Here is a 13,624-nt window from a genome sequence, read left to right as displayed (position 1 = left end):
TGGCAACGGCGGTGGCTTGCCGCATAATGCGCCCATGTTCAAACTGACTTTTCTCGGCACGTCTTCCGGCGTGCCCACGCGCCACCGCAACGTCACCTCGCTGGCCCTGCAAACCACGCACAACCGCGACTGGTGGATGATCGATTGCGGCGAAGCCACGCAGCACCGGCTGCAGCGCCTGCCCTTGTCCGTGCACGACCTGGTGGGCATCTGCATCACCCACGTGCATGGCGACCACAGCTATGGGCTGCCGGGCCTGCTGGCCAGCGCCTCGATGACGGGGCGCAAGAAACCCTTGCTGCTGATCGCCCCGGCCGCCATCAAGGCCTGGATCGACGCGACCCTGCTGCACACGGAACTGTTTTTGACGTACCCGTTGATCCACATCGACGTGGACAGCGCGCCAGTCGTGCATGCAGCAGCGGGCTTGACCGTCTCGCGCCACGCGCTGTCGCACCGCGCACCGAGCGTCGCGTATCGCTTCGCGCTGGAAACGAGCAGATGGAAACTGGACAAGACGGCCCTGCAGGCGGCCGGCGCGCCGCCCGGCCCCGCCTGGGGGCTATTGCAGGCGGGCCAGGATGCGCTGCTCGACGATGGCACGGTCTTGCGCGCCGCCGCTTTCCGCCAGACGGAAACGCAGCGCGCCACCGTGGTGATCGGCGGCGACAACGACACGCCGTCCTTGCTGACGGACGCCTGTGCCGATGCGCAACTACTCGTGCATGAAGCCACCTACACGGAAGCGATGCTGCAAAAAGTGGGACCCGGCCCCACGCACAGTTCCGTGCAGCGCGTGGCGCAGTTTGCCGAAGCGGTCCGCTTGCCGAATCTGATCCTCACGCACTTCAGCGCCCGCTATCACAATGCGGAAGGCATGGCCGAGCTGGAAGCGGAAGCACGGCTGCATTACTCGGGTGAACTGTTCCTGGCGCGCGATTTCGACAGCTATGAACTCGATGCGGCGGGCGTGCTGACCAAGGTGCCGGCGAAATCGTCGTTCAGTGGGGATTGACGCCGTATTGCTCCGCATACTCGGCCGCCAGCGTGCGCGCCGCCTGCTGCTGTGACGGCGTGAGGATCTCCAGCAACTGGTCGCGGTTCTTGATCGATTGCGCGCTGCCTGCCTCGGCCGGCATGGCGATCCACGCGTACGCCTGCACGTAATCGAGCTCGACGCCCTGCCCTTGTGCGTACAGCAAGCCGTATTCGTTCTGCGCCGACAGGGAACCGGCCTCGGCCGCCTGCTTGTACCAGAACGCCGCCTCGGCATAGTCTTGCGGTACGCCATCGCCCTTGCGATAAGCCTGCGCCAGATTGAATTGCGACTGGCCATCGCCCGCCTCGGCTGCCTGGCGCCCGTAGGCCAGCGATTGCGCCATGTCTTGCGCGACGCCATCGCCGCTCGCATACATCAGGGCCAGGTTGGCCAGCGACGGCGGAAAGCCCGCCTGCGCGGCCGCCGTGAACAATTCCACCGCTTTCGGCAAGTCTTGCGTCACGCCATGGCCCTGGTAATACAGGCTGGCCAATAAATGCTGGCCGGCGGGATCGCCAGTGTATGCCGCGGCATCGAATTGTTTAAAGGCCTCGGCGTAATTGCCGTCGTTATAAGCGAGGATGCCCGCTTCATTAAAAGATGCGCTGGAAACAGTCATGAAGATTCCTTGTTCGGGGATTTTTGGCATTGTACACAGCACTGTTACAGGCAGAATGCACGATAGAAACCGTGTGGCGCATTGCCCATATCCTGCGTTATGATCATTCTCCACCTGATGCAATCGGGGCATTGTGCCCGAAGAATAACGCCATGAAATTGATTGTTCTGCTTTTATCCCTGCTTTCCACGTCCGCTTATGGCGGCACCTTGCATCTGGATAAAGCCGCGACAGGGAAAGTACGGCAAGCGGCCGATATCCGCTATGCGAATCATGATGAAAAACAGACCTACCAGCTGAAAATCGGCAAGCAGTGGATGACTGGCAGTTGCAGCACCAGCGGCACGGGCAATTTGCACGCGCTGCTGGCCGACATGAATTTCGACGGCCATGCCGACCTGTGGGTCACCGGCTATACGGATAGCCAGGGACGCATCCGCTGTTCCGACGTGTGGCGGTGGGATGCGCAAGCAAAACAATACAGTTTCAACAAACCCTTATCGGCCATTCCGAATCTCGATATCAGCATCGCCGAGCAAAGAATCGAAGGCGGCATCGCCAATTGCGGTTGCGCGGCGCAATGCTTTTATGAAGACAGCTATAAGTGGCAGGCTAACAAATTAATCACCGTCGCCCGGCGCGCACAGGATTGCGAGCGCTACCGGGAATATGGATTGAACGATAAAAACGACCTGGTCATCGTCAAGGATGAAAAGATCGATAGCGGCAATCCAGGCCAGCAAGCCATCGAACATACCAACGTCGTTGACTGGCAGCGCCACGCGCAGATCATGCGCAAATCCTGGGAATAAATCCTTCACTACCATCGAATAATTCACTTACACATGACGACACATTCAGCATCAATTACTTTCCATGCAGCCAGGGCGGAAGATACCGCGGCCTTCATCGCCTTGCGCGGCAAGACGCGGCAAAACGCCGTTTCCAAAGAACGCCTGGCGGAAGTGGGCATCACGGCCGACACCTGGGCCGAGATGATGCGCTCGGGCAGCCTGCCCGGCCAGGTCTGCCATCACGATGGCCAGCTGGCCGGCTACTGCTTCGGCGAGCGCGACACGGGCGAAATCATCGTCCTGGCGCTGCTGCCGGAATTTGAAGGCCTGGGCATCGGCAAGACCTTGCTGGAACTGGTGATGGCCGAGCTGCGCGCGCAGGGCCACCAGCGGCTGTTCCTCGGCTGCTCCAGCGACCCCGCCTCGCGCTCCTACGGCTTTTACCGCTACCTGGGCTGGACGGCGACGGGCGAGACGGACAAGTATGGCGACGACGTGCTGGAATTCGTGCTCAACTGACAGCAAGGGACGCCGTCGCAGCGCTTTCGTCGTCCCCTGTCATGCGCAGCTCCATCGTATTTCCCGCCGCCACCCGTGCTGTCGAGCATGACGATTTCGCGTATTGGCGACAGCCACGCCACCGTTATCAAAAAAACGCCTGTTGACAATTTCCTCCATGCATGAATTACCCACAAGGCAATCGCCTTGAAGCATGGCATTCCCGTCTGGAGCGGCATGTTCTCTCATGCCCACCGCCTCGCTGCCTCGCGCTGCGCGCGTTTCCTTCCGATCATCATCTTCCGAAAACACGGAACTTTCAGCAGCATCCACTTGTAAAGAAAATCTTTACTGTTGTAAATAAGAGCAACAGTGATAGATAAAATTGACATTTCCCATATGGAAATGTTTTTATGTGTCTTCTAGGTAAAATGAATATCACATTTTACAAAAAAATGACTGCAATTGAACGGTCAAACTAGATCGAGTTGGCAGGCGCGTGCCTATCGCAAGGTGCTTGTTTCAACAGTTTTTCACATATAACGGGTCCTGAGAATGACTCGTACGGAGAAGTGAATTGACTAAGAAGTTTGTTTTGAAGCGCAGCGTCGTCGCTGTCGCATTGACATTGTCCTCATCCCATATGGCGTTTGCCCAGGAAGCACCGGCAGAACCGGCATTGCAAAAAGTCCTGGTGACCGGTTCGAACATCAAGCGCACTGAAAAAGAAGGCTCCTCGCCTATCCAGACCTTGAATGCCAAGCAGATTGCCGCTACCGGCGCCAATACTGTGGCCGAACTGTTGCACTCGATTCCTGCCTTCGGCTCGGGCTCGTCGGTGGACGTGACCGACGGCGGCTTTGCCCGCGGTGCGGCAACCGCCTCCATGCGTGGCCTCGGTTCGTCTTCCACGCTGATTTTGCTCAATGGCCGCCGTATCACCGCATCCGCCTATGCCGACCCGAATCAGGGAAAATCGGCCGTCTATGACTTGAACAGCATTCCCGTCTCGGCCATCGAACGCGTCGAAGTATTCAAGGATGGCGCATCGGCCGTGTACGGTTCCGACGCCATCGCCGGCGTCGTCAACTTCATTACGAAAACCAAGTACACTGGCGCCGAAATGAGCGCCAGCATCAGCGCCAACGACGACGGCGAATTTGCCCGCAAGAGCGCCAGCGGTATCTTCGGCTTTGGCAAGGACCGCTTCAATGCCTTCGTCAGCTTTGACGTAGCCAAGCGCGACAGCACCATCATCAAGAACGAAAATGACGTCGAGAAAGGCATGTATGCCGACATCAACGGCCGCCTGAACCCTTTCTCCAGCAGCCTGACCACGTCGCCTTTCTTCTACGCTGAAACGAAGCCTGGCACGAAGAACTTCGCCACCACCTACGCCCAGCGCGCGCAAATCATCAACCGCCTGGACTGCCCGGCGTCGCAGCAAATCACCGGCAACATGGCGGCGCATAACATGCTGGCAAGCGACCCGCTGGTAGGCCGCACCTTCTGCAACTTCAACATCGACGATTACGCCGAAGTGCAAAGCGCCGGCAAGGATGCCAACGTGCTGTCGCGCGCCACGTTCGAGATCAATGACGACGTGACCGCCTTTGCCGAAGCCGGCTACAGCCGTTCGGAGCGCACCTATCTGCGCGTGCCGACGGCCTTCCGCAGTACAGCTTCGACCACCGTGTATCAACTCAACGGCGCACCGCAGCAGTTCCAGATGATCTTGCCGGTAGGTCATCCTGACAATCCATTCCCGACACAGCGCGCCGCTGTTGGCTACCGCGTCAGCGCCCCGGGCGGCGCCTCCAATCTGAACGAAAGCTATCGCTTGCTCGCTGGCGTGCGCGGCACGACAGGTGCGTGGGATTGGGAAACGGCCGTACTGTGGAACCGAGCCGAACGCACCGAAAACTGGAACGGCATGCTGTATCGTCCGACCCTGGAAAAGGTCATGACGCAGAACTGGACCCTGGCGCAGGTCAATGCCGACCCTAGCGTCACGCGTGACCTGGAAAACCGCGGCTTTGCCCAGGTAACGCAAGTCGACGCCAAGGCGAGTACCGCATTTGGCCAGCTGGCCGGCGGCCAGGTCGGCGTGGCGTTCGGCGCCGAATTCCGTCAAGAAAAAATCGGCCTGACGCCAGACATGGCGACGCAGCGCGGCGACATCATCGGCCTGGCCAACTCGTCGGCCGATGGCCAACGCAATGTCAGCTCGACATTCATCGAAGTACGCACGCCGTTTGCGAAATACTTTGAAATGGACTTTGCCGGCCGTTACGATAAATACCCTAACCTGAAGGGCAACTTCGTGCCGAAAGTCGGCGCCAAGTGGACCATCAGCGACCGCGTAGCCGTTCGCAGCACCTATGCCGAAGGTTTCCGTGCACCAGCGCTGACCCAGGTTTCGCCTGGCGGCGTGCAATCGTTCAGCAACGTGGTTGACCCGCTGCGCTGCCCGGACGGCGTCAATCCGGCCACCGGCGCGGATAAAACTGATTGCAAGAAAGGCATTTCCAGCCTATCCGCAGCCACGCCTGATCTGCGCCCTGAAACATCGAAGAGCTACTCGCTGGGCCTGATTCTGGCGCCGACCAAGGAAATCGACGTGCTGGTCGATTACTACCGCATCAAGAAAGTGGATGAAACCGCTTTGTTCAGCGCGCAATACATGGTGGATCGTCAAGACCGCTATCCTGGCAGCGTGATACGCGATAACAATCCGGCCAATCTGGTGACCGACGCCAATGGCAACGTGGTGCCTAACTCCGGTCCGATTTCCCAGGTCAACCGTTCGTATGTGAACCAAGGCAGCACCGAAGTGCAGGGCATCGATTTCGAAGTGGCGTACCGCAAATCGCTGGGCGATCTGGGCCGTCTGACCGCCAACCTGAACTGGAGCTATCTGATGAGCTTCAAGCGCGCGGAACGTCCGGGCGAAGTGGCAACCGATACCTCCGGTGCGAACGGCGGCCTGTCCGACTATGCTACTTCGGTCGGCGACAATCCCAAGAACCGCGGCAACCTGTCGGTCAACTGGACCCGTGGCGACCACTCGCTGACGACATCGGTAGATTTCGTCGGTCCCGTATCGTTGCTGCGCCGTAGCGACAACAATGTGGTCTACGAGAAACCATACTGCCAGTACGGCGTAGGTCAGCCGAAGTCGGCATATGGGCTCAGTGGTTTGCCGAAGTACAGCAACTACATCAGCAGCTGCGACGTGAAGAGCTGGACGACGACCAATATGGCGTACTCCTACACGGGCTTCAAGGATCTGACCCTGTCGTTCAATATCAAGAACCTGTTTGATATCAAGGCGCCATATGATCCACGTTACCCAGTGGAAGGCTTCAATCCGCAGTTGCACAATGGTCAAGGCCGCTACTTCCGCATCAGCGCCAACTACCACTTCATGTAATCCTCTGCTGCCGGCGTGATGGTGCGCCAATAGCCAAGGGCTGAGTCCTGTCTTGCACAGGCCTCAGCCCTTTTTAGTTTCAGATGGGGAATGCCGAAGGTCAGCCCATGCACCAAGCCCGGAATCGACGGCTTCCGCCAGGTTTCAGCCGCTGACAAGCAGTGTGCCGCCTGGCCACCGCCGGCTCAAGGCGTCTTCGTATCCTCTTCCTTGTCGGCCGCCGCCAGCCCCCAGTCATTCCAGCCTTCGCCAAACAGCTCGATGGGATGCTGCGTGCGCTCGGAACCATTACCGCAGCGCATGGCGTCCGGCGGACAATACTTGTCGCAACCCCAGCAGATGCGTTCGGGGTTCTTGGGGTTCAAGGGAAAGGGCTTGGCCATGGGGGCGATGGGGTCGGTTGAGGTCTCGTTGACGACTCTAGACCTGGCGCGGAGGACGGTCAAACGAATTTCGGTTGGGAATTTGCTTAAGTCAATTTTGCGAAGATTACTGCGGCGGCAGCTTGCACCCTGCGTGCCCCCAGAAGACCAGCGTATGTCATTCCCCCTCATAACTGCTTACCGCATCATTGGCATGACTCTTGATGACCTTCATTATTTTGGCATTGCCTTTATATTTCACCTCAAGAACTCTCAGCTGATTTTGCGCCACCTTGCAGTATTGATGTATGTTCTTGAGGAGATCATCCTGCTGCCGCTTAGGTAGCTCTCCATCAAATTCTCCCGCCAGGTGCTCACATGCTTCGGCGTTATAGATAAATCTGCTGACATCCTTAGGGAGTGGCTCGGCTGAAAAGGCAAAAGGAAGAACAAAGCAAATAGGCACTATCAGAAGAAATTTTCGCATGACTTTCCTTTAATAGCCATTATTGGACCAGTGTGGCCGGTCGCTTCCAGGCCCGCTGTATTTCTTTACCCCATATGTTGCAGCGACCGCAATAAGTTGCCTGTTCATGCCCGTCCTAGGCAAAGTGGCAATCCTCACCAGATTGCCGCTCGCATCTTTCACCTCAACCGTTCCGCTCCACAGCAAATCCATATCAATCGCCAGACCAGAATTGTGTTGCGAGCGCAGTGCGGGTTTGATGGGTAAATGATTAATCTGCAAGACAATCAACATTGCCTTTGCAGCCTTGACAGATGCGTCAATTTCGCCGTGATCCCATTCTATATGCACACCCGCCATTTTCGGGATGTGTTGGGGATCAAGCTGTTTTCTTGCGATTCTCCACGCATAATGCATCAGGTAGGAGCGCTGCGGCGGTCTGTAGGTGGCATTGATTGCAACCCTGATCCCCGCCTCTTTCATTGCATATAGAAAATCTTCTACTGCCAAACGAAAATTTCCTGACAAATCCCTGGTGTTGGTGCTGCCTGGAAATTTTCGCCCCCATTTCTCACCACTGAGTTCGTCGTTCATCTCGCCTCCATCATCATCATCATCAAATACCCTTAATTTAATGCAAACCTGGAGGGATGTTGTTGACAGAGAACAGGAGGCTTATGGCAGCGGTATCAAGTGGATATAAGCGCCTTATGACGCAGAAACGGACACTTCCAGCACGATCCGCGCGTAGCAGGCACCACCGTCAGCCGCCTGCGCCTTCATCTCGTCCAGCGCATACACCATCGTCACCGTGGCGCCGGGCACGAACAGCTTGATGTCCTGCTTCCGATGCGTGTAGATGCTCTCGTCGACTGTCGAGCCATCGGTCAGACGCAAAGTGAAGCTGTTGACTTGATCGCCGCGTCGGCTATCCTGGCCCGCGAAATACGTGCGCTCGATACAGCCCGTCAACGTTTGCGTCTGGATGCGGCCGGCTTTGATGCTTTCCCACCATGCTACGGAGGCGAACAGGCCGTGCCTGCCTTTCAGGCCCATGTGGGGCCGGGAGCTGTCGAGGGTAAGAGCCTGGGTCTTGGCCACGCGAGCGGGGTCTTGCGCCAAGGCTTCGGCGAGAGTGTAGACGGGTTTCATAAGGGCACAAGCGTTCCTGGAAGCGCTCACTTAATGTTTGCGCTGAATGATAAAAGCATTGGCGGCAGGCTCAAAACCGAGCGTCGGATAGTAGGACATGGCATCAGGGGCGGAAAGCAATATCAGGGACACTTCGTCGCCGATGACGGCCTGGGTGCGCTGGACAAGCGCTTTGCCGATACCCAGGCCCTGGTATTGCTTGTCTACCGCCAGATCCGACAGATAACAGCAATACGCATGGTCGGTCAGCGACCGGGCCAGCCCCACAAGCTGGCCATCCACCCATGCCGACAGCACCAGACAAGGCGCGGCAAACATGCGCGCGATTCGCGGGAGGTTGCTGGTGGGCCGCTTGATGCCGGACTGATCGAAGACGCGAACAACGTCCAGCGGATCAAGAGGAAAGTTATGACGATATTCGACAGTGGTGTTTTTCATTGGTTCACGGGTGTAAGGAGATGGCGCATGGGAAACCTCTGCCATGCACCTAGTATAAGCAGCGATGATCGCGGCATGTGGACCATACGGCATCGGTGACGGGGCGCCAGGAGTGCGCGCCAGAGGCGCCATGCTGCCAGCGGCCACATCGCCGGCATGCCCGTTCAGTGATTAAACCGCCTCCGATCTGCTAAAATAGTTGAAAATTTTAATAATCCGTGAATAACCTGTATTTTCCGACACAAGGAATGTGTTTAGCAAATGAAAGCCATTATATTCTGCACCAGCTTTATAAAAGATGCACCATCATGGGAAAGCCGGTATCAACGGTGGCTCGATTACTATAAAGACATTCCAATCGATGCAGTAAAGAAGATAATGATTGACGATGGGTCGCCATTTCTTCCGCCTGCCGACATTATCAAGACAGTTTCCCATAGCGCCCCTCTGGCTTCGAATGACGATAAAAATCTCATCATTCGCTTCGACAACAACCTGGGAAGGCAAAGCGGGGCTGACTACCCTGGCTGGTGGCGCAGTTTTCTGCACTCGGTCAAGGTGGCCAATGAATTAGGCGTGGATAAAATCATCCATATCGAGTCGGACGCCTATATCATGACGCCGCGCCTGGTAAAATTCATCAATGAAATCGAATCAGGCTGGAATGTCCTGTGGTCCCCGCGCTATCGCATGCCAGAAACGGCCATTCAAGTCATCTGCAGAGATCAATTTGGAATTTTCGAGAAATTCAAGGATAACCACCCAGATTATTCTTTCCCGGATATTGCGGAAAAGTTGCTTCCTTTTACAACTGTACATAAACAGTTCAAGGGCGACCGTTACAGCGATTTCACGAAAAACAGATGGATATTTCGTTCGAAAAAATTCAACAAAATCCCCATTTTTAAGCATGTTTTTTTCTGGGAAACAATCCCGCCCGATGCGGACTTCGTCACGCAAGGCATTCAGCGTCAACAATTCGTGTTCAGACGCGATGAAGTGGCATGAATTCGTCATGGTGGGGGATATCAAACAGCCTCGGCAAGGAGTGTAAAGATGCAGCTACCGTTACGATGGAATCAACGCATGTGCGCCGCCCTCGCCGGCGCTCTTTTTCTTGTCGCTGGCATCGCCTCGGCAATCGCTGCCACGCTTGACGAAGATAGAACCCGCGGTGACATACATGGCTTGTTTGAGATCAGGGAGGCCGCAGTCAAGTTCATGGCAGCAGAAAATGTCAAAAACGGCACACGGTGGCAGGTATTGGAGCCGAACCGGAAGATTCTGGTGACGAAATGCGCGCTACCTTTGCATGTGGCATGGGTGCCGAAGAGCCATGGCCTTTCTGGACCGAATGTTGCTGTGAGTTGCGCCAGGACCGTAAAGCCGACAATACAACATAAATGGGAAGTATTTGTGCCGGTCGACAAGAGGCCACAACGCGCCGCAGGTATTCCGGCAAACTCCTGAGATTCCCCAACGCGACGGGCAGTTCCGTCATTTGGACACGAACGGATGCGTTGGGCGTCGTAGAAGCCGGCTCGGCGCAAAAGCTACGCAGGCCGACTCGTCAGAAGCTCGATACAGTGATGATGCGGACTGATGGTTACTCTCGCCCCATGCCGCTCGGTCAACGTCTTCCCAAACGGTCATGTAACGCACAACTCGTCCCTGCCCGAGTCATCTCTGCCAGGGACGAGACACAAGTACATTGGCGGCGGCACTACTCTGCCGTAGTCGGATCAATGACTGAGATGACTTCCGACACACGGTTTGCAGGAAAGCCACCTTGCTGGGCATGTTCGCGAACCTGCGCTTCATTTTCAGCGATGTAAACACAATAGATTTTATCGCCAGTAACATAGCTTTGCAGCCATTGAATTTGTGGTCCCATCTTGTTTAAGACACTGCAGGACTTCCGCGAAATGGCTTGAAGTTCTTGCTCAGACAACTTCCCGGCCCCGGGAATATCACGCTCAATAACGTATTTTGGCATAGCGGTCTCCTTATGAGGTTTCCGGGCGAGCACAACGCTCGCCGGTTCTGTGCGTCACACATGCCGTGACATGTATTCGTTATATACCATGCTGGTGGGGTGGTGTTGTTGGAATTGCCATGAAATGCACTGGAGTCTGGTCTGGCATTCAGACACGGGCTTAGGCGTGGCGTGCTGTGAGAGCGGTCTCAGTTCAGAAGGCGGTTTCTTATTTCCTGACGGAAGCGGTGTAAGGCAAATAACTAGGTTCTATGAGCTATTGAAAGAGAGAACTAGCAACTGTACCTACCAACATACCTACAAGTAATGCTTGGTACAAATTGGCCGGGGTAGGACGTGAACTCGTACAATCAAGAATGCGCGGGGTACTGCGGGCATCGTTACTTATGAGATGACGTCACTTTTCCTCCACTCTCTCTGTAAAGCCATCAATAGTCTCTAAAAAGATCCCCAGCGAGTAACGTCAACGTTCAACCCAGTAAAACTGGGCATGCACTCTATCGTGCACTGTGGCAAGCCGACCACCTCCTAGCTCGGCCATCGCGGGAACTGCCTATATATGCAAAAAAATGTCTATGAAACTTGACCCCTGGCATGATTAATTGACCACCAGTTACAAAGTGTGAGTTTTAATCACAAAGCAAACCCTATAGTTGAGTGCCAAGTGTCGGCTAACAACATAACTAGGGACTCACATCATGAAACTGACAAGCTTACGTATAAGAAACTTCAAACGCATTGGTCCCGCAGGCTGCAACATCCGAATAGATGAGATAGTTGTCTTAGTAGGACGCAACAATGTTGGCAAGTCCACAGTCCTTGACGCTTATGAGGCATTTGCATCTGCCGGGAAAGAACTATCTCTGAGCCATTTCCATAATGAGGATGCCAAGAATCAAGTCGAAATAACTGGAATTTTCTGCAACGTTACTGCTGAGGATGAAAGTGTTATTTCAGCCAAGTGGACCCATGATGATGATGAATTTGGCCGCTGCATCAAAGTTCGCTGGATATGGGCCACTCCAGACAAACCGGGGCAGAAGCAGTCATTCAATCCGACTACTCGGAACTTCGAAGATGGCGGCGTCGGAGGTTTCGATTCATTAATTCAAAGTCGAATTCCAAAGCCGATTCGCATCAGGCCAACCGATTCAACTGAAACAACTCAGACAAAAGTGGTAAGCATGCTGAAAGAGCATGTAAAAGCCCGGCTCAAAGAAGATTCTTCCCATGCTAAAGAAGTGATTAATCAGATCGAGATACTGGCAAGCAAACTAATGGACGAGACTCGCGAGGCAATGACCGAGCTATCGAATAAGATAACGGCAAATGTAGCTGAAGTTTTCCCGGGCACGACTATCGAACTCGTTCCAAAATCGAAGGACTCAATCGATGAAAAAATAGTAGGAGCTGAATCTTTCCTCCGTATTGGCACTGCGAATGAGACAGCAATTCCACTAATACATCAGGGAACGGGGTTACAACGTGCGCTGCTTTGGTCAGCGCTAGCTGTTATGTCCCAGGTAAGCAATATCAAGAAAAAAAGAGCGACTCCGAGGCAACACGCATTCTGCTAATTGACGAGCCAGAAGCATTCCTACATCCACCAACCGTGCGCGGGGCAAGAGAGGCACTTTACAGCTTCGCGCTAAATAATCCAGAGTGGCAAGTCATAGCAACCACGCATTCACCAGTTTTTATCGATTTATCTAAAAGCCATACAACCATTATCAGAGTTGATCCAGACGAAAACTCTGAGCGTTTTATTTCAACCGATAAAATATCTTTTGATGGAACCGAGCGTGCTCGTCTTCAGATGATTCGTGCATGCAATCCAGTAGTGAACGAGTTTTTCTTTTACGACAACATTGTACTGGTCGAAGGGCCAACCGAGCACCTCGTGGTCAAGCATTGTGCTAATTTATTAGGAATAGATGTCCACGTCATCGACTGCATGGGAAAAGCAAATATAGAATTATTTGCAAAAATCCTCAATCAATTTAAAACTAGATATATTGTAATTCACGATTCCGATACTCCGAAGATTATGAAGCAGGAAAAACCAGTGAAGAGCGGAACTTGGACTATGAACACCTCGATTCGTGAGGCTGCGGCGAAGGAGGGGGCGGGAATCGTCTTCACTCAGTTCCCTCACTTTGAGGGCGAGTTCTACGGCGAAAGTCTCAGCGGGGGAAAAGTCGATAGAATCCTCGAAATACTGTCAGCGCCTGAAACATCGGAATACAAGCTTTTGATCGATGTTTACTGCCGAGTTTTAAAGCGGGACAAAGACGTGTTTACCTCATGCAGCGACACATTCCGAGCAAAGTTGCAAAATTACATTACCACCAACAATCTTACTGCTCACCCATTGTGGAAATTACAAGCATAAGTTAATAGACAAAACTACCCCATGTTACCTTGGGGTAGCTTCTGCTCTAAGCACTGGTCAGGGTCCAGGATAACCACCATGCGCTTTTCATCGTTCGGGTTGTGGAAGCGTTGGGGGCGCGAGGGTCAGGTCCGCCATTCAGACACGGACTGATGCGTCGGGTTCTGTGAAAGCTTGCTCAGTCGAAAACCTAATTAGAACCACGAATGCGCGCCTGCTGCGCGCGGGGCTGCCGCGCAGCGGCAGCGGTTGGAGGATTCGTAGGACACGAGGGTCAGGTCCGTAATTCAGACACGGACTGATGCGTCGGGTTCTGTGAAAGCTGGCTCAGTCGAAAAGCTGATTGGAACCACGAACGGGACACGAGGGTCAGGTCCGTAATTCAGACACGGACTGATGCGTCGGGTTCTGTGAAAGCTGGCTCAGTCGAAAAGC

The 13,624-nt window shown here is 54.6% G+C and carries 15 protein-coding genes; 8 read left to right on the top strand and 7 right to left on the bottom strand.

What is annotated here, in order from left to right:
• Window positions 1-34: 34 nt before the first annotated feature.
• Window positions 35-1,015, top strand: a complete 981-nt coding sequence (locus tag AC1Q6X_RS15155; protein WP_070224870.1) for a ribonuclease Z — start codon at window positions 35-37, stop codon at window positions 1,013-1,015.
• Here the strand turns inward: AC1Q6X_RS15155 and AC1Q6X_RS15150 are convergent.
• Entirely contained in the window at window positions 1,002-1,658 is a 657-nt protein-coding gene (locus AC1Q6X_RS15150) for a tetratricopeptide repeat protein (RefSeq protein ID WP_492497711.1), read from the bottom strand. The two genes, AC1Q6X_RS15155 and AC1Q6X_RS15150, sit on opposite strands and share 14 nt — an antisense overlap.
• Before the next feature lie 29 nt (window positions 1,659-1,687).
• Between AC1Q6X_RS15150 and AC1Q6X_RS15145 the strand changes: the two genes are divergently transcribed.
• The 3 genes from AC1Q6X_RS15145 (at window position 1,688) to AC1Q6X_RS15135 (ending at window position 6,383) form a co-directional block, all read left to right on the top strand.
• Window positions 1,688-2,470, top strand: coding sequence for an XAC2610-related protein (locus tag AC1Q6X_RS15145; RefSeq protein ID WP_492497710.1), 783 nt, complete (start codon window positions 1,688-1,690; stop codon window positions 2,468-2,470).
• 33 nt (window positions 2,471-2,503) lie between these two features.
• Complete coding sequence (locus AC1Q6X_RS15140) at window positions 2,504-2,971, top strand: GNAT family N-acetyltransferase (protein ID WP_070291380.1); 468 nt, start codon at window positions 2,504-2,506, stop codon at window positions 2,969-2,971.
• A gap of 607 nt (window positions 2,972-3,578) precedes the next feature.
• Window positions 3,579-6,383 (top strand): TonB-dependent receptor plug domain-containing protein, encoded by a 2,805-nt coding sequence (locus AC1Q6X_RS15135; RefSeq protein WP_492497709.1) that lies wholly within the window; start codon window positions 3,579-3,581, stop codon window positions 6,381-6,383.
• A 185-nt stretch (window positions 6,384-6,568) separates the two neighbouring features.
• Here the strand turns inward: AC1Q6X_RS15135 and AC1Q6X_RS15130 are convergent, their stop codons facing one another.
• The 5 genes from AC1Q6X_RS15130 to AC1Q6X_RS15110 all read right to left on the bottom strand — a co-directional run bounded on the left by AC1Q6X_RS15130 (window position 6,569) and on the right by AC1Q6X_RS15110 (window position 8,801).
• Window positions 6,569-6,766, bottom strand: a complete 198-nt coding sequence (locus tag AC1Q6X_RS15130; protein WP_492497828.1) for a DUF3079 domain-containing protein — start codon at window positions 6,764-6,766, stop codon at window positions 6,569-6,571.
• A gap of 157 nt (window positions 6,767-6,923) precedes the next feature.
• Window positions 6,924-7,232 (bottom strand): hypothetical protein, encoded by a 309-nt coding sequence (locus AC1Q6X_RS15125; RefSeq protein WP_071653839.1) that lies wholly within the window; start codon window positions 7,230-7,232, stop codon window positions 6,924-6,926.
• A 9-nt stretch (window positions 7,233-7,241) separates the two neighbouring features.
• Entirely contained in the window at window positions 7,242-7,805 is a 564-nt protein-coding gene (locus tag AC1Q6X_RS15120) for a hypothetical protein (protein WP_070313004.1), read from the bottom strand.
• 114 nt (window positions 7,806-7,919) lie between these two features.
• Window positions 7,920-8,363 (bottom strand): immunity protein RhsI2 family protein, encoded by a 444-nt coding sequence (locus AC1Q6X_RS15115; protein WP_070313005.1) that lies wholly within the window; start codon window positions 8,361-8,363, stop codon window positions 7,920-7,922.
• 30 nt (window positions 8,364-8,393) lie between these two features.
• Window positions 8,394-8,801, bottom strand: coding sequence for a GNAT family N-acetyltransferase (locus AC1Q6X_RS15110; protein WP_121668879.1), 408 nt, complete (start codon window positions 8,799-8,801; stop codon window positions 8,394-8,396).
• A 261-nt stretch (window positions 8,802-9,062) separates the two neighbouring features.
• Here AC1Q6X_RS15110 and AC1Q6X_RS15105 point away from each other — a divergent pair, with 261 nt between their 5' ends.
• Window positions 9,063-9,809, top strand: coding sequence for a hypothetical protein (locus AC1Q6X_RS15105; RefSeq protein WP_492497708.1), 747 nt, complete (start codon window positions 9,063-9,065; stop codon window positions 9,807-9,809).
• 78 nt (window positions 9,810-9,887) lie between these two features.
• On the top strand, window positions 9,888-10,271 hold the full coding sequence (locus AC1Q6X_RS15100; protein ID WP_492497707.1) for a hypothetical protein: 384 nt from the start codon (window positions 9,888-9,890) through the stop codon (window positions 10,269-10,271).
• 253 nt (window positions 10,272-10,524) lie between these two features.
• Here the strand turns inward: AC1Q6X_RS15100 and AC1Q6X_RS15095 are convergent, their stop codons facing one another.
• Window positions 10,525-10,797 carry a DUF4242 domain-containing protein gene (locus AC1Q6X_RS15095; RefSeq protein ID WP_070224858.1) on the bottom strand — a complete coding sequence of 91 codons (273 nt, stop codon included), beginning with the start codon at window positions 10,795-10,797 and terminating at the stop codon, window positions 10,525-10,527.
• Between the two features lie 698 nt (window positions 10,798-11,495).
• On the opposite strand from AC1Q6X_RS15095, the gene AC1Q6X_RS15090 reads away from it, so the two are divergent.
• Entirely contained in the window at window positions 11,496-12,374 is an 879-nt protein-coding gene (locus AC1Q6X_RS15090; protein WP_492497706.1) for an AAA family ATPase, read from the top strand.
• The gene (locus tag AC1Q6X_RS15085) at window positions 12,293-13,189 is read left to right on the top strand and encodes an ATP-dependent nuclease (protein WP_492497705.1); all 897 of its coding nucleotides are present in this window, start codon (window positions 12,293-12,295) and stop codon (window positions 13,187-13,189) included. Before AC1Q6X_RS15090 ends, AC1Q6X_RS15085 begins: the two co-directional genes overlap by 82 nt.
• Window positions 13,190-13,624 lie beyond the last annotated feature (435 nt).

The organism is Janthinobacterium sp. GW823-FHT06H09, from assembly GCF_058794735.1.
The sequence above is the reverse complement of the archived record's forward strand: the minus strand, read 5'-3'. Positions and strand labels throughout refer to the sequence as shown.

Excerpts from the sequence above, each read along its gene's own strand:
- AC1Q6X_RS15130 (WP_492497828.1), bottom strand. The coding sequence starts at position 6,766 with ATGGCCAAGCCCTTTCCCTTGAACCCCAAGAACCCCGAACGCATCTGC.
- AC1Q6X_RS15140 (WP_070291380.1), top strand. The coding sequence starts at position 2,504 with ATGACGACACATTCAGCATCAATTACTTTCCATGCAGCCAGGGCGGAA.
- AC1Q6X_RS15150 (WP_492497711.1), bottom strand. The coding sequence starts at position 1,658 with ATGACTGTTTCCAGCGCATCTTTTAATGAAGCGGGCATCCTCGCTTAT.
- AC1Q6X_RS15120 (WP_070313004.1), bottom strand. The coding sequence starts at position 7,805 with ATGAACGACGAACTCAGTGGTGAGAAATGGGGGCGAAAATTTCCAGGC.
- AC1Q6X_RS15090 (WP_492497706.1), top strand. The coding sequence starts at position 11,496 with ATGAAACTGACAAGCTTACGTATAAGAAACTTCAAACGCATTGGTCCC.
- AC1Q6X_RS15115 (WP_070313005.1), bottom strand. The coding sequence starts at position 8,363 with ATGAAACCCGTCTACACTCTCGCCGAAGCCTTGGCGCAAGACCCCGCT.
- AC1Q6X_RS15110 (WP_121668879.1), bottom strand. The coding sequence starts at position 8,801 with ATGAAAAACACCACTGTCGAATATCGTCATAACTTTCCTCTTGATCCG.
- AC1Q6X_RS15155 (WP_070224870.1), top strand. The coding sequence starts at position 35 with ATGTTCAAACTGACTTTTCTCGGCACGTCTTCCGGCGTGCCCACGCGC.
- AC1Q6X_RS15095 (WP_070224858.1), bottom strand. The coding sequence starts at position 10,797 with ATGCCAAAATACGTTATTGAGCGTGATATTCCCGGGGCCGGGAAGTTG.
- AC1Q6X_RS15125 (WP_071653839.1), bottom strand. The coding sequence starts at position 7,232 with ATGCGAAAATTTCTTCTGATAGTGCCTATTTGCTTTGTTCTTCCTTTT.
- AC1Q6X_RS15105 (WP_492497708.1), top strand. The coding sequence starts at position 9,063 with ATGAAAGCCATTATATTCTGCACCAGCTTTATAAAAGATGCACCATCA.
- AC1Q6X_RS15100 (WP_492497707.1), top strand. The coding sequence starts at position 9,888 with ATGTGCGCCGCCCTCGCCGGCGCTCTTTTTCTTGTCGCTGGCATCGCC.